The following is a 24,278-nucleotide window of genomic DNA, read 5'->3' as shown; positions in this document are numbered from 1 at the left end:
TCTCTGCCCTGACGGGAGCGGTCCTTAGACCACGGCCCCGTCGTCGTTGTCGCGGGCGGCCTTCGCGGCCACCTTCTGTTTCGCCTTGCGCTCCCTGATCACGTGCGGAGCGGGCGTCTTGTCCCACTTCTGCAACCAGATGGCAATCGGCACCGCCACGAAGACGGTGGAGACCACACCCGTGGTCAGACCGACCAGCATGGCGATCGAGAAGTCCTGGAGCGAGGACCCGCCGAGGAAGGTGAGGAAGCCCAGGATGATCCACGCACCGACGGTCGTGTTGACCGTACGTGGGAGCGTGTTGATCACCGCGCGGTTGGCGACCTTGATGAACGAGGATTTCTCATCCCTCGCCCACTCGTCTCGCACCCTGTCGAATACCACCACCGAATCGTTCACCGTGAAGCCGATGACACTGAGGATCGCGGCGAGGAAGACCCCGTCGATGGGCTTGCCCAACCAGATGAACAGGCCGATGACGAGCATCATGTTGAAGGCCAGCGACAGCATGGTGGAGACACCGAAGGACCATCGGAACCGCCAGGCCAGATACGCCATCTGCAGGGCGAGGGCCGCAGCTAGGGCGATCAGTGCCCGGTCGCGCAACTCGTCACCCATGCTCGGCCCGATCAGCTCGTCGCTGACCATTTCGACGCCGCCGGTCTCCTCTTCGAGTGCCTCGGTGATGGTCGCGGCTTCGGGGTCCGAGAGCTCACCGGTGCGCACGGCGATGTCGGCGTCACCGGCCTCCTGGACCACGGCGGTGTCCGCACCGGCGAAGTCCAGCTGCGAGATGACTGCGCGGGCCTCGTCCACCGACAGGTCCTGCTCGCCGGTGACCTCGTACTCGATCACCCGACCGCCGGTGAACTCGACACCCAGGTTGGTGTCCCGGATGAACGGTGCGGCGATGGCGGTGAGTACCACCAGGGCGGCGACCATCAGGCCGACGCGGCGGTACTGCATGACGTCGGGGTCCTTCTTGACCAGCCAGGCGCGGACCCGGCCGATCCTGTCGATACCCGTGACGGCGGGGTGCTTCTTGATGATGGCGCGGCGCACGGACCACTCGACGAACACGCGGGCGATGATGAGCGCGGAGATCATCGAGGCGATGGTTCCGATGCTCAGCGTGACACCGAAGCCCTGAACCTGCCCGGAGGCGAAGAAGAACAGCAGACCGGCGGCGAGGAACGTGGTGACGTTGGTGTCGAGAACCGCGCTCCAGGCCTTCTGGGTTCCCTGGACGAAGCCCTTCTCCAGGTTCGGTGGCACCGCCCGCCGTCGGCGGCGGGCCAGTGCCCCGGTTTCGGACACGCCTTCGGCACCGTCGGCCGCGTCCTGCAACCCGGCGGACTTATTGGCCTCGTAGGCCTGTTGTTGTCGTTGGTATTCCTCACGCGCTCGTTCGAAGATCAGCACGTTGGCATCGATGGCCATACCGATCGCCAGAACGAAGCCGGCCAGTCCCGGCAGGGTGAGCGTGGCCCCCAAGGCGACCAGCGCCCCGTAGGCGATCAGCGTGTAGAAGCCCAGCGCGAGCGAGGCCAGGAAACCGACGAGGCGGTAGACCAGCGTGATGTAGAGCGCGGTGAAGGCGATACCCAGGATCGCCGCGATGGCGCTGGCCTGGATGGCGGCGGCGCCGAGGGTCGGTCCGACCGTCTGGCGCTGCACCTCGGTGACTGGAAGAGGCAGCGAACCGCCTTCGATCAGCACGGCCAGTTCCTCTGAGCTCTCCGCGGTGAAGTCCTGGCCGCTGATGGTCGTCTGGCCACCGGCCATACCGACCTCACACGCGGTTTCCGGCGTCACCTGCGGTGCGGAGATGATCTGCTCGTCCAGGACGATCGCCACGCGGCGGCGCGGGTCGTTCTCCTCGTAACAGGCGGCCTGACCGGTCAGCTCCTGCCACTGGTCCCTGCCTTCGCCCTGGAAACTGACGTTGACGACCCACCCTGCGCCGGTGGCGCTGTCCAGCGCGGATTCGGCGCTGGAGACGCGGTCGCCCTGGATCTCGGTCTCTCCCAGTTGGAGGGGCGTGCCGTCTTCGTCGGGCAGCGTCAGCGCAACGTCTTCGGGGTTCTCCGCCGATGGCCCGGCCGGAGCCTCGCCCGGCATGCCCGGTTCCCCGCCGGGCATCCCCGGTTCGCCGCCCTCAAGGCCTTCCATGAGCTCCTGGAGCTCTTCCTCGGACATCTCGGGCGCTTCCCCGTTGTCGGGGAGTTCCGGCTCGCCCTCGCCGTCGGCGGGGGCACGGGCCTCGTCGGCCTCCTGCGGGGCTTCCGCGAAGTCGGCGGGGGGCGCTTCGACGCCCTGGCCGCCCGTGTCGCCCACACCGAGCACGGGGTGGAAGGACAACTGGGCGGTCTGGCCGACGATCTCGGCGGCTTCCGCCGGGTCCTGCACACCGGGGAGCTCGACGACGATCCGGTTCTCACCGGAGCGCGACATGGTGGCTTCGGCGACACCCAGGCGGTCGATGCGCTGGCGCAGCACCTCGACGACCATGTCGGTGTTCTCCGCGTTGGCCTCGGTGCCGTCGGTACCGTCCTGTGCCTCCAGGACGATCTGCGTACCGCCGCTGAGGTCGAGCCCCAGCCGCGGAGGGATAAACCACGCCGCGCCGAACGCGACGAGGATAACGAGAAGGGAGACGAGCGCGCGTATCCAGCGCGCCCCAGCTCCCGTTTGACTGGACAAGGGGTGAACCTCTCACTGCGGATAGTGGGTGCCGGTCGCGTGCCCGGCTGTCGCGGGCGGGTTGCGTGAGGGGCGGGCCCCTGCGCCGAAGGCGGCACGGGGCGCGGCCCGACCGGTGCGGTCAGACGATGGTGAGCGCGGTGAGAGGCGGTCCCCGGGTAGGCGGCAGCCCTTCCGCGTCGGCCTGCCCGACGGCGGGTTTGTGGTGCGGAAGGGGTAGCGGCCACCAGGGTTGGTCCCACACCGCCAGGCGCAGTGCGCAGGAGGGGACGGCGTCGGGCAGGTCCCGCAACACCGATCGCTGGTCGCAGGTGGAGGCGGGCGGCCCGAGGGCGACCGCCTGGGAGCCGAGGTAGGGACGCACTTCCTCCGCGGCCCCGTGGGCTTCGGAGTCCTCGCGTTCACTGTCGGCGCCGTCCTCATGGCCGTTGGCCACACCCTCAGAAGGCAGGGGTGCGGTCTCCCGCTCCCCGGCCAAGTTCGGGGCAACGGGCAAGGACAGGATGACCAGCAGGACCACGCTGGTGATCAGTGAGCTGGTCCGCAGGGCAGGACGGGGTACGGCACGGGTAACCGTGGTGACCACCGCCTCAGGACCGGGCTCGAAGGTCGTGCTCGCCTCAGCCGGTGCCCCGGTGACACACGGCGTCGCTCCAGCCGAGCATAAGGGCACACGGCGGCCTCAGGGAATCACGCCGTCTACGCCGGTGGATAACGGTTCCACGACCGGCGCCGGCGGGGCGGTAACGGGCCCGTTCAGAGCGGTTTCCGCGGTGCTCGGGGTTCGGGCACGGGAAAGCGGGTGCTCGGCGGCCCCCGGCCACCTTTAGTCTTGAGTCATGTCGTCGAATCGCCACATCCTGACCGCGGTCGCTTGGCCCTACACCAACGGCCCGCGCCACATCGGCCACGTCTCCGGCTTCGGGGTCCCCTCCGACGTCTTCTCGCGCTTCCAGCGAATGTCGGGGAACAACGTGCTGATGGTCAGCGGCACCGACGAACACGGCACCCCGATCCAGGTGCTGGCAGACCAAGAGGGCGTCACCGCCCGCGAGCTGGCCGACCGCTACAACCGGATCATCGCCGAGGACCTGGTCGCCCTCGGCCTCTCCTACGACCTGTTCACCCGGACCACCACCGGCAACCACTACTCCGTCGTCCAACAGCTCTTCATGACGCTCTACGACAACGGCTACGTCTTCACCCGCACCACCAAGGGCGCCCGCTCGCCCTCCACCGGCCGCACCCTCCCGGACCGCTACATCGAGGGCACCTGCCCCATCTGCGGATACGACGGCGCGCGCGGCGACCAGTGCGACAACTGCGGCAACCAGCTCGACCCGGTCGACCTGCTCGCGCCCCGCTCCCGGATCAACGGCGAGGCACCGGAGTTCGTGGACACCGAGCACTTCATGCTCGACCTGCCCGCCTTCGCCGACGTCCTCACTGAGTGGCTCAAGGGCAAAGAGGGGGCGTGGCGCCCGAACGTCCTCAAGTTCTCGCTGAACCTCGTGGAGGACCTGCAGCCGCGCGCGGTCACCCGCGACCTCAACTGGGGTGTCCCGATCCCGCTGGACGGGTGGAACGACAACGACGCCAAGCGCATCTACGTGTGGTTCGACGCGGTGATCGGTTACCTGTCCGCGTCCATCGAATGGGCCAAGCGGATCGGCGAGCCCGAGGCGTGGCGGCGATGGTGGCAGGGGGACGAGACCGAGTCCTTCTACTTCATGGGCAAGGACAACATCGTCTTCCACTCGGTCATCTGGCCCTCAATCCTGCTGGGCGCGAGCGGCTGGGGCGACCGGGGCGGCGACCCCGGCCCGCTCGGCGAGCTCGAGGTGCCCACCGAGGTCGTCTCCAGCGAGTTCCTCACCATGGAGGGGCAGAAGTTCTCCTCCTCGCGCCGCGTGGTGATCTACGTGCGCGACTTCCTGGAGCGCTACTCGGCGGACGCGCTGCGGTACTACATCATGGCCGCGGGGCCGGAGAACCAGGACACCGACTTCACCTGGTCCGAGTTCGTACGCCGCAACAACGACGAGCTGGTGGCGGCCTGGGGCAACTTGGTCAACCGCTCTATCTCCATGGCGGCTAAGAACCTCGGCGAGATCCCCGCCGCCGGTGACCTGACCGAGGTGGACCGCGCGGTCCTGGAGGCGTCGCGGGAGGCCTTCGGTACCGTCGGTGCCCGGCTGGAGAGGTCGCAGTTCAAGGCGGCGCTCCAGGAGGCCATGCGCACGGTCGCCGAGGCCAACAAGTACATCTCCGACCAGGAACCGTGGGCGCTCAAGAAGACAGACCCCGAGCGGATGGCGACCGTCCTGCACGTGTCCCTGCAGCTGGTCAGCGACGCCAACTGCCTCCTGACGCCGTTCCTTCCGGAGTCGGCCAACAAGGTTCACGCGATGCTCGGCGGTACCGGGACCTGGACGGGCATGCCCCGCATCGAGTCCGGCCACGACACCATCGGCGGTTCCGGTGAGCCGGTGGACTATCCGGTCATTACCGGTGACTACGCCGGTAACGCGGCCCGCTGGGAGTCGACGCCGATCGTCCCGGGCACGCCGCTGAGCCGTCCGCAGCCGCTGTTCACCAAGCTCGACCCGTCGGTGGTCGACGAGGAGCTGGCCCGCCTGGCGGGCGAGACCGAGGAGTAGCACACCCGACACTGAGGCGGGCCCCGGTCATCGAGACCGGGCCCGCTCTTCCTTGTCCGGACACGCTGACCGGAACGGCGGCAGAAGATCGAGGGCACGGACCACCAGCGGGCCGCCCAGGATCACTTCAGCGATCTCGGGAGCGGTGTTCTGCCTGGTCCATCGCATGGCCGCGCGCACGTCCGCGAAGGGCTGGTGGTCCAGCTCGGCGGCCGTTTCGGCGGCTTCGTCTCTAGGACCGTCCTCGTGCTGCCTGAGATAGGTCTGAAGTACGGCTTTGGTGGTGACGAAGGCGCTCCTTCGCCCTCGCACCAGTGGTTGCCTGTTCAATCCGAAGACCTCGATGACGCTCTCACCTCTAGGGGTGAGAGCCTCGTACGCTCCCGTGGACAGCACCAGGAGCAGGTGCTCAGTGGGTTCTTCCGAGGTCGGGTCGATCAGGAGGGGAACACCCTCCTCCGTCCGGGGAAAGCTCTCCCTCTTCTCATGGCTGTTGCAGTGTGAGCACGCCAGGAGGTGGTTGGGCCATTCGAAGGTCCGGAACGGAGCTAGGAAGATCGGCTCGAAGTGGTCGACGTCAGTGCCCATGCTGTCGCCGCAGTACATGCACCTCTCGACTCCTGCGGCCATGCTGCTGAGCTGTTCGCGCAGGCCGTTCCTGCATGATCTCGCGTTCTTCCACGTTTCCCGGGCCACCTTGCTGCCTGCGTGGACAGCGATCAGCGAGACGGTTTTCTTGGAGAGCTGTTCGGCCAGGTCAGCGGGCAGGTCCGCGCGCTTGAGCCGGATCACCGTTCAGGGTCCAGGCGTGCGGCGACCTCGTCCACCCGTGCGGAGAGGGAGCTGTTGAGCTTCCTGCTGAGCTCGACGTACTCCTGCCGCTCCGCTTCGGACGCCTTTCCCCGGAGGACGGCGAGTTCAAGGGCGCCAAGGCGGCGCCTCTTATCCTCGGCCTCCTCGGAGTACGGAGTCTCGATACCGAAGAGGTCGGTGAGGAGCGCGTCGTCACCGCTGCCGTAGACGATGCGCTGGTACAGCTCTTCGGATACGACTCTGGGTGCCTCTTCCTCGTTCACCCCTGGGAGTCTGATCAGGCCACCGGGGTCCGCGCTCTGGCAGATGTAGGGGCTGTGCGAGGAGACGATGAACTGGACGTGAGGGAAGTGCTTCTTGAACCATCGTCCGATCTCCTTCTGCCAGCTCACATGCAGGTGAACGTCGATCTCGTCGATGAGCACCACACCCGGTAGCGCTATACAGGGAGTGCCGTCGCGGCTCTCACCCAGTGCATCGTTCCCACCTGCCCAGTGCATCTGTCGCACTAGATCGAGGACTAGGGCAGCGACGGTCCGATAGCCGTCACTGACCTCACCCAAAGCGCTGGTTCTGCCCTTGTGCTCGACCCACAAGCCGTCGACATGCACGCCGTGGACTTTGAATCCGTCGGGGAGGAGTCCATCATCCAGTATGCGCTCGACGAAATCGAGCAGCTCCCCGGCACCAAGGTGGTTCTCCGCTTTTCGCAACAGAAGGTCCTTCAGCCACTGGACACTCTCCGCGAGCGAGACGTCCTCTTCGAACAGGCTCGCCAGCCGTGCCACAGGTCCCGGCGTCAGGACGAGCCTTTGAGCGGCCGCGGATCCTCCGTCGAGACGCCTGAAGGGTCCGTAGCCGGCCACATACCACCCCCGGGTCAACTCTGACCACGGCCCTCTTTCCGGCGACCGGCGGGCAGCTCCCATGGAGATGTCCATAGGCCCGACCACTGCACCCATCGGATTTCGATCGACTTCCAGACGCTGCCACTGAAGGGAGCCGGCGAAGCTCTTCTGACGAGGGCGTCCCTGCGTGAACCCGTCCCAGTCACCATCGGGGTGGAAGGTGACGGAGACATCCCCGCTTTCTGCCCCGTGGGAGACCCACTGCCTGAAGTCCGAGACCAGGTTTCGCGCGTACGCGGGCCCCACCAATCCCAGGGCGATCGCTCGAAGCAATGTTGTCTTCCCAGAGCCGTTGCGACCTGCGAGGACCGTCCAACTTCCGTGGCCATTGCCGGGCAAGGGGAACTGCAGGTCTTCCACCGCGCGGGCGCCGTGGAAGCCACGGATACCGTCGACGCTGATTCGCTCGATGTACAAGTGAGGCTCCGCGGGTCGGTCAACGTGTGTCGTGATTCCCACCCTAGACCGCGCTGTGCGCTGGGACCGAGGCCTTTGGAGTCCACCTAGAATCACCACGGCGAAGTACACGACAACGGGGGCACGACATGGGCAAGCGCAGCGGCAAGGCGGTCAAGGAGCGCAACGCGCAGACGCCGCCTCCAGTACCCGAGGCCCTGCGCGTGCCGGTGGCGGACAGCCACACCCACATGGACATGCAGACGCCCGAGGTGGCGGAGATCGTCGCGGCGGCGGAGTCGGTGGGCGTGACCCCGCTGGTGCAGGTGGGCGTGGACCTCCCCTCGTCGCGCTGGGCGGTCGAGACCGCCCGCGCCTACCCGGGGAAGGTGTTGGCCGCCGTGGCCCTGCACCCCAACGAGGCCCCGCGCGTCGTCCACGGCGACGGTGCTGAGGGCGTGGAGGCCGACGACACCGACTGGACCGAGAAGGCCCGCCCCGCTGGCGGAATCGAGGCCTTGGAGACCGAACTCGCCGAGATCGACGGGCTGGCGGGTCTGCCGGAGGTCGTCGCGGTGGGGGAGACCGGCATGGACACCTTCCGGACCGGTCCCGAGGGCGCCCGCGCCCAGGAGGAGTCTTTCCGCCGCCACATCGCCATGGCCAAGCGCCACGGGAAGGCGCTCATGATCCACGACCGCGAGGCACACGACGACGTTCTGCGGGTCCTCGACGAGGAGGGGGCGCCGGAGCGCGTGGTCTTCCACTGCTTCTCCGGCGACGCCGCCATGGCCAAGGTGTGCGCTGAGAACGGCTACTTCATGAGCTTCGCGGGCAACGTCACCTTCGCCACCGCCGAGTCACTGCGGGAAGCCGCCCGGGTGGCCCCGGCCGACCTCGTCCTGGTGGAGACCGACGCGCCCTTCCTCACCCCTAAGCCGTACCGGGGGCGCCCCAACGCCCCGTACCTCGTCCCGCTCACCCTGCGCGCGCTCGCCGAGACCAAGGGCATGGACGAGGACGAGCTGGCCGGCATCGTCGCGGACAACGCCCGGCGGGCCTTCGGCTGCTGACCGGGAACTGGGCAGGCGCTGGCCGGATACGGCCACGCGCGCGTCCATGGTCTAGGCCTAGGCTGCTGGCCCGTCAGTAACCGCGCTTGAGGCGTGCGGCCTCACGGCCCTGTCGGTCCTTGCGCTTCCACTCCTTGCGGCGTTCCGCACGCATGCGGGCGTCGCCTCGGGACCGGTTCCACTCGGCCTCGCGGCGCAGCTTGTACCAGCGTTCGAGGCGTTTCGCGTCCAGCTCGCCCTCGTCCACGGCGGCGTTGACCGCGCACCCGGGCTCGTTGCCGTGCGCGCAGTCCCGGAAGCGGCATTGCTCGGAGAGCTCCTTGATGTCGGCGAAGGTGCGGTCGACGCCGTTCTCGTCTCCTGGCACGTCGATGCGGCGCACACCGGGGATATCCAGGAAGAGCGCGCCCCCGGGCATGGCGATCAGCTGGCGGTGGGTGGTGGTGTGGCGGCCGCGCCGGTCGTCGCGGATTTCCCCGGTGTCCATCACCGTGTCTCCGGCGATGGCGTTGAGCAGGCTGGACTTGCCCGCGCCGGAGGTTCCGAGCAGGACCCAGGTGGCGCCGGGACGGAGCCGTTCTGCCAGTCCCTCGAGTCCGAAACCGGTGTGCGCGCTGACGGTGTGCACCTCGGCCCCCGCAGTGACGGACTCGACCAGTTCGGTCACCTCGGGCAGGCGGTCTCCGGCGAGTTCGGCCTTGGTGACGGCGACGACCGGGGCGGCGCCGCTGGCCCAGGCGAGGCTGAGGAAACGCTCCAAACGGCCCACGTTGGGCCCTTGGTCGGCGGCCTCGCAGACGAGGACCGCGTCGATGTTGGCGGCCAGGACCTGGTCGTACGAGTCCTTGGCCACGCCTTGGCGGACGAGGGTTCCGGCCCGTTCCAGGACGGATTCGACGAGCCAGGTGTCCCCGGAACGGCGGACGGCGACCCAGTCGCCGCTGGTCGGTGCGGCGGCGGGATCGCTCTCCGCGGCCCTGCGAACCGCTGGAGCAAGTGCGGCGGTCTCCTCCCGCGGCATGCGGATACCGACGGAGCCGCGGCGGGCGTCGCTGACCCGCGCGGGCAGCAGGAGGTGGTCGTTGTCGTTGGCGACGGTGTCGAACGCTGCCTCGACGCGGGCGTTCCAGCCCAGTCCGTCGAGGGGCTTGCTGTGGTGACTCACGGCGATCTCTCTACGAGGGCGCGAGCCTGGCCTGTGGGGCCGTTCAGGGCTCGCTGACGACAGGAAGGTCGGAAACGGCGGCAGGCATGGCGCACCCCTCTCTCATCAGCGATCGATACGGATTGAGCCTAGGTCAGCCCTTCAGCGCGGTGCCAGTGGTTTTCCGGGGTCCTCAACGCGGGGGCCGCGTCCAGATGTCGCCGCCGGGCCGCCGGGCCGCCGGGTCGCCGGAGGAGTGCTCTCCGGGACGCCGTGCTTGGGCACGTAGAAGGCGTCCGAGCTCTGGGTCGTGTGTTCCTCTGACCGGTGGGACGGGCGGGAGTAGTCCCGGTACTCGTAGTCCTCACCGCCCAGCAGCAGGAAGAGGCTGCAGATCAGCAGGAAGACGAACAGGCTCATGATCAGCGGCAGCAGCAGGTCGGGCGCAGGCGTTCCCGCGGGCGGTCCGTGCCGGACGGAGTCGGGCGGGGTGACGTGCATCCCGGCCATGCCCGTGTAGTGCATGGAGGTGACCGCGACCCCCATGATCAGGGAGGCCAGCGCGATGCTGCCCATGCCGCGCAGGTACCGGGCGAACCACAGCGCCACGGTGGCGGCGACCACGGCGATCACACAGGCCAGGGCGACGTACCCGGGCGCGTGGTGCACGTCGCCGTGCAGGTTCATGGAGGCCATGCCGGTGTAGTGCATGGCGATCACGCCCACTCCGAGGAGGGCACCGCTGAACAGGAGCCAACCGAACGTGGAGGTCCGTACCGCGGTATGGAGGGCGACGCCCATGACCAGGATCGGCACGATCCCGCTGACCACGGTAAGAAGTGTGTCGTACCGGATCGCGGTGCCGCTGACGCTGTACCCGAGCATGGCGATGAAGTGCATCGACCATACGGCCATGCCGCCCAGGGAGAGCGCTGCCAGACTCAGCCACTGCCATCGGAAGAACCCCGTAGCCTGACGGGCCCGGGCGGCGAAGGTGAGTCCGAGGAAGGATCCGATCACCGACACCACGTAGGCGATCGCGGGGGTTATCCAGTCCTGTGAGAATAGGTCGGCCACTGTCCCAAGTCTCTACATTCCATGACGAAAGTCACATTTGTGGCTTCCGTTTAGGAATCGTAGGGGCGACCTTTATCAATCACCAGAGGGTTCCCTTGGCCTGATGTGGCCAAGAGTCCTCTTGGGGTTGTGAGCTGTTCGAGGTTCCCTCAGCAACCATCCACTCCCGTCAACAAAGATCACTACGGCCGCAGGCCACTGGCGAAGAGCCAGGCACTCGGATCGGTTCCCCCTTGAGAAAAAATCAGGGGGAGTTCGCCGATTCCCACCACACCGGCCCACCCGCACCGCTAACGTCTTTCTCGAACGTGTGAACGAGACGCCGGGAGGGGGTGGGAGCCGTGGCCGAGACCGCTCTACAGCAGGACGAGCAACAAGCAGAAGGTAAGAAGAAGCCGAAGAAGAAGCGGGGGTTTCAGCCCCGCCCCGGGCACGTGGTCCAGGCCTACGTCTTCGCTCTGGACCCGGGGGCCGAGACCGAGCAACGGTTGCGCTCGCACTGCGGCGGGGCCCGGACGGCCTTCAACTGGGCCCGCAACCACGTCCTGGCCACCTGGGACCAACGCAAGGCCGAGGCCTCCTACGGGGTTGCTGAGTCTGAGCGCACCCCGTGGCGGTCATGGTCGCTGCCCAGCCTGCGGCGGGCGTTCAACGCCACCAAACGCCAGGATCCCCGGTTCGCGTCCTGGTGGGCGGACAACTCCAAGGAGGCCTACAACACCGGCCTAGCGAACGCGGCGGCCGGCTTCGATGCCTATGCCGCCGCCAAGCGGGGCGATCGCAAAGGGCCGAGGGTGGGGGTGCCGCGGCCCAAGTCCAAGCACCGGGCGCCCCTGTCGTGCCGGTTCACCACCGGGGCGATCCGGTGTGAGGACTCCCGTCGTCATGTCACGTTGCCGGTGGTGGGGCGGGTGCGCACCCATGAGTCCACCCGCAAACTCCACCGCCGCCTGACCAACGGGACCGCGCGGATCCTCTCGGCCACGGTGTCGCACCGGCGGGGGCGGTGGCAGGTGGCCTTCCAGGTCGAGATCGAACGCGCCCCCACCACTCCGGCCCGGCCGGAGGGGGTGGCCGGGGTGGACCTGGGGGTCAAGTCTTTGGCGGTGGTCGCCGACTGCGACGGTGGGGTGTGGCAGGTGGCCAACCCCCGCCACCTGGAGGGGGCACTGACCGACCTGCGCCGGGCCTGCCGGGTGGTGTCGCGTCGTCAGGGTCCGGACCGGCGCACCGGGCGCGCGCCTTCGAAGCGGTGGGTCAAGGCCAACCGGGCCCGCAACAAGGTGCACCACCGGGTGGCGAACCTGCGCACCAACGCGCTGCACCACCTGACCACTGCTCTGGCCGGGGAGTACGGCACGGTGGTCATCGAAGACCTCAACGTGGCCGGGATGGTCAAGAACCGGCGTCTGGCCCGCCGTATCCAGGATGCGGGGTTCGGGCAGATCCGCCGCCAACTGGCCTACAAAACCACCTGGAATGGCGGGCGCTTGGTCGTGGCCGACCGGTGGTTCGCCAGTAGTAAGACCTGCTCGGGGTGCGGGGCGACGAAAGCCAAGCTGCCGCTGCACATCCGGGTGTTCGACTGCGACGCATGTCCCCTGGTGTTGGACCGGGACGTCAACGCAGCACGCAACCTCGCCGCCCTGGCGGCGCAGGTGGGCAGTACCGGTACCGGAGTGGCCGGAGACCGGGGAGCGAGGGCTCCGAAGGCCCGTGGAGCCGACCGTAAGACCCGCACCACCCGCACCCGCCGCAGGGCGGGTGCGGGGCGGGCCGGTGGCGCAAGACCGCAAAGGCGGAAGGAAACGGGACACCGTCGTCAGGACACCCAACCCAGGTTGTGGTGACACCGTCACGGACCTTGCGTGCAGAAATGCACGGGATGCTGATGTTCGCTTAAGACATCAGCAACGGTTTGTGCTTGCAGGATTCGGGCTAGGGCGTATCCGCCGAACACGCCCTAACGCCGACGCGGGGTGAAGTTGCCCGGCTCGGATGCCTCGGGTGCCTCGGGCTGCGGCTCAGCCGCGGGCCGCTTCTCGTCGCCCACGTTCAGCAGCAGGAAGAGGCTGCACACCATGAGGAAGACGAACATCCCGGTGACCAGGGGCAGGACCAGTTCCGAGGAGTCGGCGCCGGGAAGAGGGGCCGTCAGATCCTCGTCTGCGGCGGTGAAGCTCATGCCGAACATCCCGGTGTAGTGCATGGCCGATACTGCGACACCCATGAGGAGGGCGGCGAGCAGGGAAGCGGAGATCCGTCGCAGGTTGAGCGCGAACCAGAGAGCCGCAGTAGCGGCGCTCACCGCGATCACGGAAGCGATCCCCACGTACACCGGATCATGGTGCAGGTGGCCGTGGACGTTCATCGAGGCCATGCCCATGTAGTGCATGCCCACCACCCCGGCGCCGGCGATCACCCCGCTCGCCAGCAGCCACGGCGTCGTCCCGCGGACGGTCGCAAGCGTGAGAGCGACGCCCATCACGGCGATCGCGACGATCCCGCTGGCCACAGTAAGGCCGGTATCGTAACGAATCGGCGAGCCCTCGACCTGGAAGCCGAGCATGGCCACGAAGTGCATCGACCAGATCGCCGTGCCGCCAAGGCAGACCGAGCTCATGGCCAGCCACCGCCAGCGCGCGGGCGAGTCCCTGGCCAAGCGGGCGAAGCGCAGGCCGATGAACGAGCCCACGACAGACAGGGCGTAGGCAAGGGCGGGTGTCCACCAACCATGGGCGAAGTGGTCGATCATCGGGTCTCCTGAGGGAATAGTGCGACTATCCGACCATAGGATCCTTTTTCCGTTCAGGAGACCTCGAACCGAAAGAACCTGCCACTCGGTAAGCAAATCCGCTCCAGCTGTGCGGTGAGGTTGGGCACAGCCGTCCCTACTTTTTCGGGCGGTCAGTGCCCGCCCCCGTGGCCGTCGCCGAACGGCGTCATGATTCCGCCGTAGTCCAACCGAGTCATCATGCCCTCGTCCGCGTGCGGCAGGTTGTGGCAGTGGTTCATCCACAGGCCGGGGTTGTCGGCGAGGAAAGCGACCCGCCACACTTCGCCCGGCCGGACGTCGAAGGTGTCGAGCAGGAGCGGCCCACCCGAGGGCGGGCGGCCGTCCCGGGAGAGGACGCGGACCGTGTGCCCGTGCAGGTGCCAGGGGTGGGTCTCGAAGCTCCGATTGGCCACGGTGAACTGCACGAGGTCGCCCTCTTCCACCAACTGCTCTGGGACCCGTGGATGGGCGAGGCCGTTGACGGTCTGGGCGTAGGAGGGCACGCCGTCGAGGAGGGCGGCGTTGCGGTCCAGGACCAGGTCGAAGGAACGGTCGAAGGGGCCGTCCGGTAGTGGGCGGTCCGGGTCGGGGGTGCCCAGGCGCAGGTCCGGGTGCGGTACGGAACGGACGCGGTCTCGGTGACCATCACCGACGACGGCCGCGCCCATCCGGGCAAGCTGCCCGAACCCGGTACCGGGACACTGGGGATGCGCGAACGGGTCACGGCCTTGGGCGGATGGCTCACCGCCGGACCCCAGGAGAGCGGCGGGTTCGAGGTGCGGGCGGAGCTGCCGCTGGACGGGGGAACGGTGTGATCAGGTTCTTGGCGGTGCAGACCCCGTCCCTTCAGGGCGGGGATAGCCGCCCCCACCTAAAAATGTCACACCCTCGGGCTACGGTCCCCTCCAAGATCAACAGGGGAGGTGTGTGCTGTGCTGACGGGATTCCGGTACCGGCTAGCGCTCACCGACACCCAGGCCCGCCAGTGCGCCGAATACGGCGACATCTGCCGCGCGGTCTGGAACACCGCCCTGGACCAGCGCCGCCACATCATGGACCGCTGGAAACGCGGCTACGCCGCCCCGTACTGCGGCTACCACCTCCAAGCCACACAGCTGGCCCAGGCCAAGACCGAGGAGACCTGGCTCAAGGCCGCCCCCTCGCACATCCTGCAGCAGACCCTCAAAGACCTGGACCGGGCCTGCACCCAGCACGGCACCTTCAACGTCAACTTCCGGCCCAAACACCACTGGAAACCGTCCTTCCGCTTCCCCGACGGGCCCCGCATCACCGTCCAGCGCCTGGGCCGCAAATGGGGGCAGGTGAAACTGCCCAAACTCGGATGGGTGCGCTTCCGCTGGTCGCGCCCGCCCAAGGGCACCATCCGCTCAGCCACCGTGCGCCGCGACGGGGCGCACTGGTACGTGTCCCTGCTCTGCGAAGACGGACAGCACACCCCCGCCGAGCATGCGGTTCCCGGCTCGGCGGTGGGGGTGGACCGGGGCGTGGCGGTAGCGGTGGCCACCTCCGAGGGCGACCTGTTCGACCGCACCTTCCAGAGCAAGAAGGAAGCCGAGCGGGAGCGGCGCCTGCGCCGCCAACTCTCCCGCCGCCGTCAGGGGTCGGCGAATCGGGCCAAGACCAAGCGGGCTCTGTCGCGGGTGACCGGGCGGGTGCGGGCCCGGCGCGCTGACTTCAGCGCCCAGACCGCGCACGTGTTGTGTGACAAGAACGCCGTCGTGGTGCTGGAGAAGCTCAACACGAAGAACATGACCCGCTCGGCCAAGGGCACCACCCAGGCTCCTGGAAAGAAGGTGCGGCAGAAGGCGGGGTTGAACCGGGCGATCCTGGACAAGGGGTGGCACGGGTTCAAGACCGCCTGTGTGAACCGGGCCCGCCGTACCGGAACCAGCATGGTGGAGGTCGATCCCGCGTACACGTCCCAGACCTGTTTCGAGTGCGACCATGTGGACCCGAAGTCCCGCGAGAGCCAAGCGGCATTTCGGTGCACCAGGTGTGCGCATACAGATCATGCGGATGTGAACGCGGCCAAGAACACCAAGAAGCGCGGATGGACTAACCCTTTAGGGTGAACCGTGTCAGCCTGCGGAGACCTCTGGGGTGCCATGTCTGCGAAGCAGGAACCTGCTGCCGCCGCGAGGCGGACAGCGCCACCAGACCCTTCGGGTTTGGTCGGAATCCCTCTCACTACAGGAGAGGGAGGAAGTCAACCGAGTACTGCTGGCAGACGACCAACCGCTGATCAGGGCCGGGTTCCGTGCGCTGCTGGACGCCGAGGACGACCTCGAGGTGGTCGCGGAGGCGGCGGACGGGGAGGAAGCCGTGGACGCGGCGACCCGGCAACTGCCGGATGTGGCCCTGCTCGATATCCAGATGCCGGGCACCGACGGGATCGAGGCCACCCGCAGGATCGCCGCCGAACCACGCCTGGACGGCACACGCGTGGTGATGCTGACCAACTACGGGTTCGACGAGCACGTCTACGACTCCCTGCGCGCCGGGGCCGCTGGTTTCCTGGTCAAGGACATCGACCCGGCCGACCTGCTGCACGGCGTGCGCACCGCCGCTCGCGGCGACGCCCTGCTCGCCCCCGCGATCACCCGGAGACTCATCCAGGAGTTCGTCGCTCGCCCTGTACAGCTGCCGAGCCCGGACGTGCTGGCTGAGCTCACCCACAGGGAGCGCGAGGTCCTGTCTTTGGTGGCGAAGGGGATGACCAACGACGAGATCGCCGTGCACATGGTGATCAGCCCGTCCACCGCCAAGACCCACGTGAGCCGCACAATGGTCAAGACCGGCGCCCGGGACCGGGCCCAGCTCGTGGTGCTGGCCTACGAGTCGGGTCTTGTGTCGGTACGGGGGGACTGAGCGGTACGGAGCCCTTCGAAGGCGATCCGACTCAAAGCATCGGCGATCTCCTCGCACGCCAGGCCGCGGTCCGGCTTGTACCACTCCACAATCGAGTTGACCATGCCGAAAAGCAGCCGCGAAGCAACCGCGGGGTCGACATCGCTGCGGATGTCCCCGTCGACAACGCCCTCGCGCACCAGGTCCGCGATCAGGTGGTCGAACTGGCGCCGCCGCTCCAGCGCGCGCTTCTCCACCTCAGTATTGCCGCGCACCCTGAGCAGCAGCGTGACGTGGGGCAACTCCTCCACCAGCACCCGGACGCTGCCGCGCATCACGTGTTCGAGCCGGTCGATGGCGGGGCCCGAGGTCGCACCCTCCTCGCGGGTGACCTCGAACAGGGCGTCCATGGCCAGATCAAGGGACTGCCGCAGCAGCTCCGACTTGCCGGTGACGTGGTGGTAGATCGCGGACTTGGTCACACCAAGGGCACGAGCCAGGTCCTCCATGCTCGTGCCGTCGTACCCGCGTTCGTTGAACACACGAGCGGCAACACGCAACACGGACTCGGCGTCGTGCCCGGGCCGACCGGAACGTCGCCTGCCCTGGGCTGGGAAAGTTCGGGACACGGTTGCCAAATCTACCTTGTGCTGAGGACCGAAACAGGGACCACCGGTTACCCCGTCGGCGAGGGCTGTGCGCTCCAAGCCCACGGGTACCGGCCTCGGTCAGGGTCCCGAACTGGACCAAAGGACCCAGAACCGCATACCGATTCCATTCATCCCATTGGCCCGCTTTCGCCTCCGGGGTGCAGAAAACTTCACATTCTGTAGAAAATATTCCCCCGGGTTTCTCCGTCCCAACACTGCCCTAACCAAGCAAGATGCGATAAATGCTGGAAAAGCCTGCGAGGCGAAGTTCAGGGTTCTATTCTCGTGCTGTCCCTGATGATTCGCCCTCGGAAGGAGTGCCGTGCTCGCCATCGAACAGCGGATGCGGGAGATGCTCCAGACGCCCGGGATACGCAGTGTCTGCCTCGTGGACTGGTGCAGCGGTCGGGCTCTCAGCTGCGTAGGAATCGACGAGACCGACGAGGCCCCGGCTACGGCGGCGATGCTCCAGGCCATCAGCGGTGGGCCCCTCTGCGCCGCGCAAGAAGCCGCGGAAGCCACCCCGCCGACCACCTCGCGAACAACTGCGCAGGCGCTCGAGGACGTGGTTGTCACAGAGGCGCACGACCACCTTCTCTTCGCCGTTCTGCGGGGCTCTGAATTCTGTGTCCAGGTGCGCCTGAGGCGGGATCTGGGCAGTCTCGGATTCGCTTTGCGGAAACTCCGTGACCTCGCCGACGACGTCGAATTTCCGCCTCGCCGGGGCGATGGGCACCCCGCCCCGGGCGGTGAGCCGCCGAGTCGGGACAGCCAGGACAAGGCGCCGCCTCGCCGGAACAGCGGGTCTCGGACGCATCCCCGTTCCCGCCCCCGGGTGACAGTGGACCGTCCGGTGTTGGAACGGGTTCTGACGGCGCTCCGCTCCCTGGTCGTGGGGCGGGTCAGAACCGGACCGGTGGTCGTGTGACCGCTGGTCCTCCCCAGCGCCCCGACTACCCCGAGAACCCCGACCACCCCCGGCTACCGAAACCCCACCACTGGACTGCAGGACTCCGCCACTGGCTTGCGGGGCTCCGCCGCTGGTTCGCCGGCCGGAGAGCCCGCAGAGTGCTGCGCCGACTCAACCAAAGGAGAGAGAAAGACATGCCGAACATCGAAGCCGGGCTCAAGGACATGATGGAGACGGACGGGGCTATCGGCGCCGCCGTGGTCGACTACAGCAGCGGGATGGCGCTTGGCACGCTCTCCTCGACCAACAGCCTCGACCTCACCGTCGCTGCGGCGGGCAATACCGAGGTGGTCCGGGCGAAGATGCGGACCATGGACCAGCTGGGCCTGAACGACGCGATCGAGGACATCCTCATCACACTCTCCGGCCAGTATCACGTGATCCGCCCGCTCACCAGCCGCAAGGGACAGGGGCTCTTCCTCTACCTGGCCCTGGACAAGGGGCGGGGCAACCTGGCCTTGGCCCGGCACCGGCTGAAGGGCATCGAGGAGACCCTCGAAGTATGAGGGACGTTGGGGGCTAGTACCCGCCTCGGGCGCGGTCTTCCCACGCCCGAGGCCGATGGGGGAGAATGCCGGTGTCCACCCCCCCAACCGCGCAGGGAGCCCGGAATGTTCCGGATCGCGATCAGTCGGCTCACCGACGAAGGCCAGCGCATCACTCCGGAACACCGGGGTACCGCCATGTCCGTGGACGAGGCGGTCCTCGCCCTCCGGGAGCATCTGCCCACCGTGGACACGAGCGCCTTCGGCAGCGACGCGGTCCAGCGCTCGGTGAACCGCGTGAACGACTTCCGCCACGACGTGGACACCGACGACGGCGGCCGCTACCGCGTGGTCATCGCCCCGATGATGTGACCCGCCCGGTCCTGGGGCCAGCCCTTCTCACCGGCACCTCTCCGCCGCCCTAGTTCCGCCCGCCCTCATCCGAACCGAAGGCCGAGTCGAAGGACTCCGAGGGCGGATCGAAGAGGTTGGCGCGCACGAACTCCACCGCTTCGGCCGCGCCGACGTGCCGGTCCATGCCCGCGTCCTCCCACTCGACGGAGATCGGTCCCTCGTAGCCGATCGAGTTGAGCACGCGGAAGCAGGCCTCCCACGGCACGTCGCCGCGTCCGGTCGACACGAAGTCCCAGCCCCGCCGAGGGTCGCCCCACGGCAGGTGGGAGCCGAGCCGTCCGTTGCGTCCGTTTCCCACCCGCTTTCGGGCGTCTTTGCAGTCCACGTGGTAGATGCGGTCCCGGAAGTCCCACAGGAAACCGACCGGGTCGATGTCCTGCCACACCATGTGGCTGGGGTCCCAGTTCAGGCCGAAGGCCTCTCGGTGCCCCACTGCCTCGAGCGCCGCCTGGGTGGACCAGTAGTCGTAGGCGATCTCCGATGGGTGCACCTCGTGCGCGAACCGCACCCCCACCTCGTCGAACACGTCCAGGATCGGGTTCCACCGGTCGGCGAAGTCCTGGTAGCCCGCCTGGATGACGTCGTCGCCCACGGGCGGGAACATCGCCACGTACTTCCAGTTCGCCGAACCCGTGAAGCCCACGACCGTGGACACTCCCAGTTTGGCGGCGGCCTTGGCGGTCGTCTTCATCTCCTCGGCGGCGCGCTGGCGGACGCCTTCCGGGTCACTGCTCCCATCGCCCTTTCCGTCCCCGGCTCCCCAGATACGGGACGGCAGGATGTCCCGGTGCCGGTGGTCGATGGGGTCGTCGCACACCGCCTGGCCGAGGAGGTGGTTCGAGATCGCCCAGACACTGAGTCCGTGGCGCTTGAGGATGTCCAAGCGGCCCCGGACGTAGTCGTCGTCCACGGCGGCTCGGGTGACGTCGAGGTGGTCGCCCCAGCAGGCGATCTCCAGTCCGTCGTAGCCCCATGACGAGGCGAGGGAGCACACTTCGTCGAAGGGCAGATCGGCCCATTGGCCGGTGAAGAGGGTGACCGGTCTGGTCATCGGGCTACCTCCATGGTGTTCGGGGTGGCTGGTGAGCGGGGCCGTGACGGTGATCGGATTTGTTGGCGCGCAGGGCGTCAGCGCGGAGTCGGCCTCGCCGGTGCCGGCACACCGACGAGGCCGAGCATGAGGTCGCGGACCTCGGTGGCCGCGACGCGGCCCCGGGCGATGGGTTCGGTGCACAGCAGGAGGGGCCCGTCCTCGGGGTCGTCGTGCGGGCGCCCGTGCGTGCCCCGGACACAGCCCGGGTCCAGGGGAACGACGTTCATCGTGTAGCGGAGCCCGACCTTCTTCCGGACCAGGTTGGCCACGGCCCGCGCCTTGACCAACGGGTCCGCCGGGTTCAGGAAGAGTTCGGCCGGGTCGAATCCGGGTTTTCGGTGGATGTCGACGCCGCGCGCGAAGTCGGGCGCGGATCCGTCGCGCAGCCAGTAGTAGTACGTGAACCAGGCGCCGGGATCGGCGAACAGGACGAGCTCCCCGGAGCGTTCGTGGTCGAGTCCGTACCCGGCCTGTGCTTCCCGGTCGAGGACGAGGTCGACCCCGTCCAGCCCGGAGAGGAGTTCGGCGACTTTGGGTGTGTCGGAGGGGTCCCGGACGTAGACGTGCGCGCTCTGGTGGTCGGCGACGGCGAAGGCCCGCGAGGTCCACGGGTCCAGGTACTCCATGCCCTCCTGGGTGTAGACCTCCAGAAGGCCCGCGCTCCGCAGCGCTCGGTTGACGTGTACCGGTTTCTCGGCGGGGGTGATGCCGTACTCGCTGAGCACCATGACCGGGGTCCCCGCGGCCTCGGCGTCATCCAGGAGCGGAGCGAGCGCGGTGTCCATGTCGCGGACCGCCTGCCGGGCCTGTTCGGACCCGGGGCCGAAACGCTGCAGGTCGTAGTCCAGGTGCGGGATGTAGCAGAGCGTGAGGTCGGCCCGGGGCAGGAGCTTGCGGGTGGCGGCGACGATCCATTCGGTGGAGCGGATGGAGGCGGTCGGTCCCCAGTAGTTGAACAGGGGGAACGGGCCGAGCTCCGAGGTGAGTTCGCCGTGCAGCTCGACCGGGCGGGCGTAGCAGTCCGGGGACTTGCGGCCGTCCGCGTGGTAGACGGGCCGGGGTGTGACGGTCCAGTCGGTGGTGGAGCCCATGGCGTACCACCAGCAGATGTTGGCGGTGCGGAAGCCGGGCCGGTGCCGGCGCGCGGTCTCCCACACCTTCTCCCCTTGGACCAGGCGGTTGTGCTGGCGCCACAGGTAGACCTCGCCCAAGTCCCGGAAGTACCAGCCGTTGGCGACGGCGCCGTGCTCGGACGGCGCGTTACCGGTGAGGAACGTGGACTGGACGGTGCAGGTGACGGCGGGCAGGACAGTGTCCAGGGGTGCCTGGCAGCCGCGCTCGGCGAGTGCGCGCAGGCGGGGGGCGTGTTCGAGGAGGCGCGGGGTCAGCCCGACCGCGTTGACGACGAGGAGGCGTCGGTCCTTGGCCATGGGAAGCGGTCCCCTTTCTTGAATAACACGGTCGTAAGCGGCACGGTCGTCTACAGCACGTTGGGCGTCAGCGGTCACATCGGTGTCAGCCCGAGGCCGAGCAACCGGTCGCGGGCCCAGCCGACTTCGGCGGCGATTCCGGCGATCAGCCCCTCCTCACCCACCGGCCTGCGGTCCTCCGGCAGCACCGACCAGGTGTAGGTCTCCACCTCGACGTGGTCGGTGCGCGCGCCATCGGGACCGAGCAGCTGGGCAAGGCTGTCGGTGAGGTGGTCGGTGGTGCCGCGCAGCGGGGCGCCGACGGGGGCGTGCAGGGGCACATGGAAGTGGGTGCGCCAAGGGCCGTCCCCCGCCAAAGGGTTCGTCCCGGACAGCGCTTCTGGCAGGTCGTCGCGGCTCTCCTTGCGCTTGCCGACGAGTTCGCGCGTCTGGTGCAGGAAGCGGTCCTCCGCGAAGGCGCCCAGCGCCGCACGGGCGTCGGAGTCCGCGGGTTCAGTCACTTCGACGGCGGCCGAGGCCTGGACCTTGACCACCGGGAGCCCCATGTCGGAGAGCAGGTCCAAGGACGCCTTCGGATCCTCGAACTCCGTCGCGGTGTGGCAGGTGTCCACGCACACGCCGATGTGCAGGGGGCGTGCGGCCAGCTGGCGGGCGGCGTCCCGGGTGGTCTCGATGACGCACCCGGGTTCCGGTTCGAGCCCCACCCGCACCGGACGGCCCTGGGCGGCCAGGTCGGACAGCACGTCGGACAGCTCACCCAGGTGGCGCCGGGCCCGTTCCCACCGTTCCGGGTCCCAAGGCTCGCGCCACGCCAGCGGCAGGGTGGAGACGCTGCCCCGCGCTGCGTCGTCGGGCATGAGGCGGGCCAGGACCCGGGCGCAGTCCACGGTGTAGTCGAGCCGGGCCCGTTCGGTCCAGTCCGGGCTGTACACGGAGTGCTTGACTACGGGTGCGTGGAAGCCGGTGTAGGGGAAGGCGTTGAGGGTGACGGTCTCCAAACCGGCCTGTTCCAGCCCTTTCCGCAGCCGGTCGGTCTTGGCGGGGTCTGCGGCGAGTTCGCGGGCCAAGGGGGCGGGCAGCCACAGGCCGAGGCCGAGGCGGTCGGTTTCCAAGGCTGCCCGCACGCCCCCGCCGAACGTCCGGATCTGCTGGAGGACGCCGTCGAGGTCCTCGGCGGGGTGGACGTTGGTGCAGTACGCCAGGTGGACGACGGTGCCGTCGGGGTGCAGGAACCTCACGTGCCACCACCCCCGTCCGGGCGCTCGCCGCTATCCGGCCGTTCGCCGCGCAGGATCGAGTTCCCGGAGAAGGTGGTCCCAGCTGCGGCGCCGTCACCGCCCTCCAAGAGCAGCCGACCGCTCTGGGCGAAGAACTCCACCGGGTTGCGCCAGAGCACGCGGTCCACCTGGTCCTCGGTGAAGCCCGCCGCGAGCATCGCCTGCCCGGTGTAGAGGGTGGTCAGCGGGTCGCTGTGGCCCCAGTCCGCCGCGGAGTTGACCACAGTCCGGTCGAGCCCGAACTCGGAGAGGATCCGTACCATCCGCTCGGGGTCCATCTTGGTGTCGGGGTAGATGGAGAAGCCCAGTGCACAGCCCGAGTCGCGCACCATCGCCACGGTGGTCTCGTTGAGGTGGTCCACGAGCACCCGCTCCGGGGCGATCCCGGACTCCTCGACCAGGCGGAGGGTGTGCCGGGTGCCCTCGACCTTGTCCCGGTGCGGTGTGTGCACGAGCACCGGGAGTTCGAACTCCTTCGCCAGTTCCAGCTGGTGGCGGAAGGCCTTCTCCTCTTCCGACGTCCGGGAATCGAAGCCGACCTCGCCGACCGCTACCACCCCGTCCTTGGCCAGGTAGCGGGGCAGGATGTCGAGCACCCCGGACAACCGGGGGTCGTTGGCCTCCTTGGGGTTGAGCGCGATCGTGCAGTGGTGCCGGATACCGAACTGCGCGGCTCGGAATCGCTCCCATCCGACGAGGCCGTCGAAGTAGTCGCGGAAGGAACCCGTGCTGGTGCGCGGCTGGCCCAGCCAGAAAGCCGGTTCGACCAGGGCGCGTACCCCGGCCTCGTACATCGCCTGGTAGTCCGCGGTGGTCCGCGAGGTCATGTGGATGTGCGGGTCGAAGATACGCATGAGGCCTCCTTGTGGTGCTCGGGGAAGCGGTCCAGGACGGCGAGGGCATCGGCCGGTACGGCCCGGCCCGCCCGTTCGCGTTCGCGGGCGAAGTCCGCGCACATGCGGGCCAGCTCGGCGTCGGCACGGTCGGCCAACCCCGCCACCAGGCGCAGTGGGACCCCGACGAACAGGCACTTGAGTACGGTCTGGCGCCAGGAGTGGTCGTCGAGCAGGACCTGGGCCCCGCTGGCTGCCGCCGCCGCGACCAGCCGGGTGTCGTTGGTCCGCATCGCGTCCGCCAGCAGTGTGCGGACGGTGTCGGCCGCCTCGGGCACCTCCAGTACCCCGGCGTCCAGCGAGTCCAGCCCGTACAGGACCGCGCGCCGTTCGTCGGCGTCGCCGTACTCGTAGAGGTCGTGCACTTCCAAGGCCAGGTCGCCCGGTGGCAGGACCTCCGACAGCGCACGGAGCAGCTCCACGCGCACCAGGTCCTCGAGCGCGGGTCCCTCGGTGCCGGTGGGGTCGCCGGAGGGGCCGGGGCTGCGGGCGACCCGGCGGGCGGCGGCGGGGAAGAGCACCGCGATCCTCCGGGGCCGTTCGGACACCTCGGTGCGCAGTTCGGCGAGGACCGCACGGGCGTCGGGGGCGAGGACGTCCAAAGCGCCCAAGGTGTCACGCGCATCCGGGGGCTGGCTCCCGTCCATC

The 24,278-nt window shown here is 68.4% G+C and carries 23 protein-coding genes; 9 read left to right on the top strand and 14 right to left on the bottom strand.

What is annotated here, in order from left to right:
* Window positions 1-24 precede the first annotated feature (24 nt).
* Both secD and ACYVDG_RS14725 read right to left on the bottom strand, forming a co-directional pair.
* Window positions 25-2,703, bottom strand: coding sequence for a protein translocase subunit SecD (secD, locus tag ACYVDG_RS14730; protein ID WP_460751558.1), 2,679 nt, complete (start codon window positions 2,701-2,703; stop codon window positions 25-27).
* Between the two features lie 121 nt (window positions 2,704-2,824).
* Complete coding sequence (locus ACYVDG_RS14725) at window positions 2,825-3,289, bottom strand: hypothetical protein (protein WP_460751555.1); 465 nt, start codon at window positions 3,287-3,289, stop codon at window positions 2,825-2,827.
* 253 nt (window positions 3,290-3,542) lie between these two features.
* Here ACYVDG_RS14725 and metG point away from each other — a divergent pair, with 253 nt between their 5' ends.
* Window positions 3,543-5,363 carry a methionine--tRNA ligase gene (gene metG / locus ACYVDG_RS14720; RefSeq protein WP_460751553.1) on the top strand — a complete coding sequence of 607 codons (1,821 nt, stop codon included), beginning with the start codon at window positions 3,543-3,545 and terminating at the stop codon, window positions 5,361-5,363.
* A gap of 27 nt (window positions 5,364-5,390) precedes the next feature.
* On the opposite strand, the gene ACYVDG_RS14715 is transcribed toward metG, so the two are convergent.
* Both ACYVDG_RS14715 and ACYVDG_RS14710 read right to left on the bottom strand, forming a co-directional pair.
* Window positions 5,391-6,155, bottom strand: coding sequence for an HNH endonuclease family protein (locus ACYVDG_RS14715; RefSeq protein WP_460751550.1), 765 nt, complete (start codon window positions 6,153-6,155; stop codon window positions 5,391-5,393).
* On the bottom strand, window positions 6,152-7,501 hold the full coding sequence (locus ACYVDG_RS14710) for an AAA family ATPase (protein WP_460751547.1): 1,350 nt from the start codon (window positions 7,499-7,501) through the stop codon (window positions 6,152-6,154). The genes ACYVDG_RS14715 and ACYVDG_RS14710 overlap by 4 nt, the downstream gene beginning before the upstream one ends.
* 128 nt (window positions 7,502-7,629) lie before the next feature.
* Between ACYVDG_RS14710 and ACYVDG_RS14705 the strand changes: the two genes are divergently transcribed.
* On the top strand, window positions 7,630-8,553 hold the full coding sequence (locus ACYVDG_RS14705; RefSeq protein ID WP_460751545.1) for a TatD family hydrolase: 924 nt from the start codon (window positions 7,630-7,632) through the stop codon (window positions 8,551-8,553).
* Between the two features lie 73 nt (window positions 8,554-8,626).
* Here the strand turns inward: ACYVDG_RS14705 and rsgA are convergent, their stop codons facing one another.
* Both rsgA and ACYVDG_RS14695 read right to left on the bottom strand, forming a co-directional pair.
* The gene (rsgA, locus tag ACYVDG_RS14700) at window positions 8,627-9,718 is read right to left on the bottom strand and encodes a ribosome small subunit-dependent GTPase A (protein WP_460751542.1); all 1,092 of its coding nucleotides are present in this window, start codon (window positions 9,716-9,718) and stop codon (window positions 8,627-8,629) included.
* Between the two features lie 141 nt (window positions 9,719-9,859).
* Window positions 9,860-10,774, bottom strand: a complete 915-nt coding sequence (locus tag ACYVDG_RS14695) for an MHYT domain-containing protein (protein ID WP_460751539.1) — start codon at window positions 10,772-10,774, stop codon at window positions 9,860-9,862.
* A 341-nt stretch (window positions 10,775-11,115) separates the two neighbouring features.
* Here ACYVDG_RS14695 and tnpB point away from each other — a divergent pair, with 341 nt between their 5' ends.
* The gene (tnpB, locus tag ACYVDG_RS14690; protein WP_460751535.1) at window positions 11,116-12,624 is read left to right on the top strand and encodes an IS607 family element RNA-guided endonuclease TnpB; all 1,509 of its coding nucleotides are present in this window, start codon (window positions 11,116-11,118) and stop codon (window positions 12,622-12,624) included.
* Window positions 12,625-12,737: 113 nt separating this feature from the next.
* Here the strand turns inward: tnpB and ACYVDG_RS14685 are convergent, their stop codons facing one another.
* Together ACYVDG_RS14685 and ACYVDG_RS14680 are read right to left on the bottom strand one after the other, a co-directional pair.
* Window positions 12,738-13,529 carry an MHYT domain-containing protein gene (locus ACYVDG_RS14685; RefSeq protein WP_460751532.1) on the bottom strand — a complete coding sequence of 264 codons (792 nt, stop codon included), beginning with the start codon at window positions 13,527-13,529 and terminating at the stop codon, window positions 12,738-12,740.
* Window positions 13,530-13,681: 152 nt separating this feature from the next.
* Complete coding sequence (locus ACYVDG_RS14680; RefSeq protein WP_460751527.1) at window positions 13,682-14,218, bottom strand: multicopper oxidase domain-containing protein; 537 nt, start codon at window positions 14,216-14,218, stop codon at window positions 13,682-13,684.
* Here ACYVDG_RS14680 and ACYVDG_RS14675 point away from each other — a divergent pair.
* The 3 genes from ACYVDG_RS14675 to ACYVDG_RS14665 all read left to right on the top strand — a co-directional run bounded on the left by ACYVDG_RS14675 (window position 14,189) and on the right by ACYVDG_RS14665 (window position 16,439).
* Entirely contained in the window at window positions 14,189-14,365 is a 177-nt protein-coding gene (locus ACYVDG_RS14675; RefSeq protein ID WP_460751519.1) for a hypothetical protein, read from the top strand. The genes ACYVDG_RS14680 and ACYVDG_RS14675 overlap by 30 nt on opposite strands.
* A 117-nt stretch (window positions 14,366-14,482) precedes the next feature.
* Entirely contained in the window at window positions 14,483-15,643 is a 1,161-nt protein-coding gene (locus ACYVDG_RS14670; RefSeq protein ID WP_460751516.1) for an RNA-guided endonuclease InsQ/TnpB family protein, read from the top strand.
* Window positions 15,644-15,788: 145 nt separating this feature from the next.
* Window positions 15,789-16,439 (top strand): response regulator, encoded by a 651-nt coding sequence (locus ACYVDG_RS14665; protein WP_460751720.1) that lies wholly within the window; start codon window positions 15,789-15,791, stop codon window positions 16,437-16,439.
* On the opposite strand, the gene ACYVDG_RS14660 is transcribed toward ACYVDG_RS14665, so the two are convergent.
* Window positions 16,403-16,981 carry a TetR/AcrR family transcriptional regulator gene (locus ACYVDG_RS14660; RefSeq protein WP_460751717.1) on the bottom strand — a complete coding sequence of 193 codons (579 nt, stop codon included), beginning with the start codon at window positions 16,979-16,981 and terminating at the stop codon, window positions 16,403-16,405. The two genes, ACYVDG_RS14665 and ACYVDG_RS14660, sit on opposite strands and share 37 nt — an antisense overlap.
* Before the next feature lie 409 nt (window positions 16,982-17,390).
* Here ACYVDG_RS14660 and ACYVDG_RS14655 point away from each other — a divergent pair, with 409 nt between their 5' ends.
* From ACYVDG_RS14655 to ACYVDG_RS14645, 3 genes are all read left to right on the top strand, one after another.
* On the top strand, window positions 17,391-17,996 hold the full coding sequence (locus ACYVDG_RS14655; protein ID WP_460751513.1) for a hypothetical protein: 606 nt from the start codon (window positions 17,391-17,393) through the stop codon (window positions 17,994-17,996).
* Window positions 17,997-18,172: 176 nt separating this feature from the next.
* Window positions 18,173-18,544, top strand: a complete 372-nt coding sequence (locus ACYVDG_RS14650; protein ID WP_460751508.1) for a hypothetical protein — start codon at window positions 18,173-18,175, stop codon at window positions 18,542-18,544.
* 105 nt (window positions 18,545-18,649) lie between these two features.
* Window positions 18,650-18,895 carry a hypothetical protein gene (locus tag ACYVDG_RS14645; RefSeq protein ID WP_460751505.1) on the top strand — a complete coding sequence of 82 codons (246 nt, stop codon included), beginning with the start codon at window positions 18,650-18,652 and terminating at the stop codon, window positions 18,893-18,895.
* Window positions 18,896-18,944: 49 nt separating this feature from the next.
* On the opposite strand, the gene ACYVDG_RS14640 is transcribed toward ACYVDG_RS14645, so the two are convergent.
* The 5 genes from ACYVDG_RS14640 to ACYVDG_RS14620 all read right to left on the bottom strand — a co-directional run bounded on the left by ACYVDG_RS14640 (window position 18,945) and on the right by ACYVDG_RS14620 (window position 24,277).
* Window positions 18,945-19,988, bottom strand: coding sequence for a sugar phosphate isomerase/epimerase family protein (locus tag ACYVDG_RS14640; protein WP_460751499.1), 1,044 nt, complete (start codon window positions 19,986-19,988; stop codon window positions 18,945-18,947).
* 77 nt (window positions 19,989-20,065) lie between these two features.
* A complete protein-coding gene (locus ACYVDG_RS14635; RefSeq protein WP_460751495.1) occupies window positions 20,066-21,460 on the bottom strand; it encodes an alkaline phosphatase family protein in 1,395 nt (464 codons plus the stop codon).
* Between the two features lie 74 nt (window positions 21,461-21,534).
* The gene (eboE, locus tag ACYVDG_RS14630; RefSeq protein WP_460751491.1) at window positions 21,535-22,698 is read right to left on the bottom strand and encodes a metabolite traffic protein EboE; all 1,164 of its coding nucleotides are present in this window, start codon (window positions 22,696-22,698) and stop codon (window positions 21,535-21,537) included.
* Window positions 22,695-23,591 (bottom strand): TatD family hydrolase, encoded by an 897-nt coding sequence (locus ACYVDG_RS14625; RefSeq protein ID WP_460751485.1) that lies wholly within the window; start codon window positions 23,589-23,591, stop codon window positions 22,695-22,697. Before ACYVDG_RS14625 ends, eboE begins: the two co-directional genes overlap by 4 nt.
* A complete protein-coding gene (locus tag ACYVDG_RS14620; protein ID WP_460751712.1) occupies window positions 23,561-24,277 on the bottom strand; it encodes an EboA domain-containing protein in 717 nt (238 codons plus the stop codon). Before ACYVDG_RS14620 ends, ACYVDG_RS14625 begins: the two co-directional genes overlap by 31 nt.
* Window position 24,278: the final 1 nt, after the last annotated feature.

It is taken from the genome of Nocardiopsis oceani (genome assembly GCF_054777395.1).
The sequence above is the reverse complement of the archived record's forward strand: the minus strand, read 5'-3'. Positions and strand labels throughout refer to the sequence as shown.

Bases quoted from the DNA above. Each gene is read 5' to 3' on its own strand.
- ACYVDG_RS14650 (WP_460751508.1), top strand. From the start codon at position 18,173: ATGCCGAACATCGAAGCCGGGCTCAAGGACATGATGGAGACGGACGGG.
- ACYVDG_RS14625 (WP_460751485.1), bottom strand. From the start codon at position 23,591: ATGCGTATCTTCGACCCGCACATCCACATGACCTCGCGGACCACCGCG.
- ACYVDG_RS14635 (WP_460751495.1), bottom strand. From the start codon at position 21,460: ATGGCCAAGGACCGACGCCTCCTCGTCGTCAACGCGGTCGGGCTGACC.
- ACYVDG_RS14680 (WP_460751527.1), bottom strand. From the start codon at position 14,218: ATGGGCGCGGCCGTCGTCGGTGATGGTCACCGAGACCGCGTCCGTTCC.
- ACYVDG_RS14705 (WP_460751545.1), top strand. From the start codon at position 7,630: ATGGGCAAGCGCAGCGGCAAGGCGGTCAAGGAGCGCAACGCGCAGACG.
- metG (WP_460751553.1), top strand. From the start codon at position 3,543: ATGTCGTCGAATCGCCACATCCTGACCGCGGTCGCTTGGCCCTACACC.
- ACYVDG_RS14640 (WP_460751499.1), bottom strand. From the start codon at position 19,988: ATGACCAGACCGGTCACCCTCTTCACCGGCCAATGGGCCGATCTGCCC.
- ACYVDG_RS14620 (WP_460751712.1), bottom strand. From the start codon at position 24,277: ATGGACGGGAGCCAGCCCCCGGATGCGCGTGACACCTTGGGCGCTTTG.
- ACYVDG_RS14685 (WP_460751532.1), bottom strand. From the start codon at position 13,529: ATGATCGACCACTTCGCCCATGGTTGGTGGACACCCGCCCTTGCCTAC.
- ACYVDG_RS14645 (WP_460751505.1), top strand. From the start codon at position 18,650: ATGTTCCGGATCGCGATCAGTCGGCTCACCGACGAAGGCCAGCGCATC.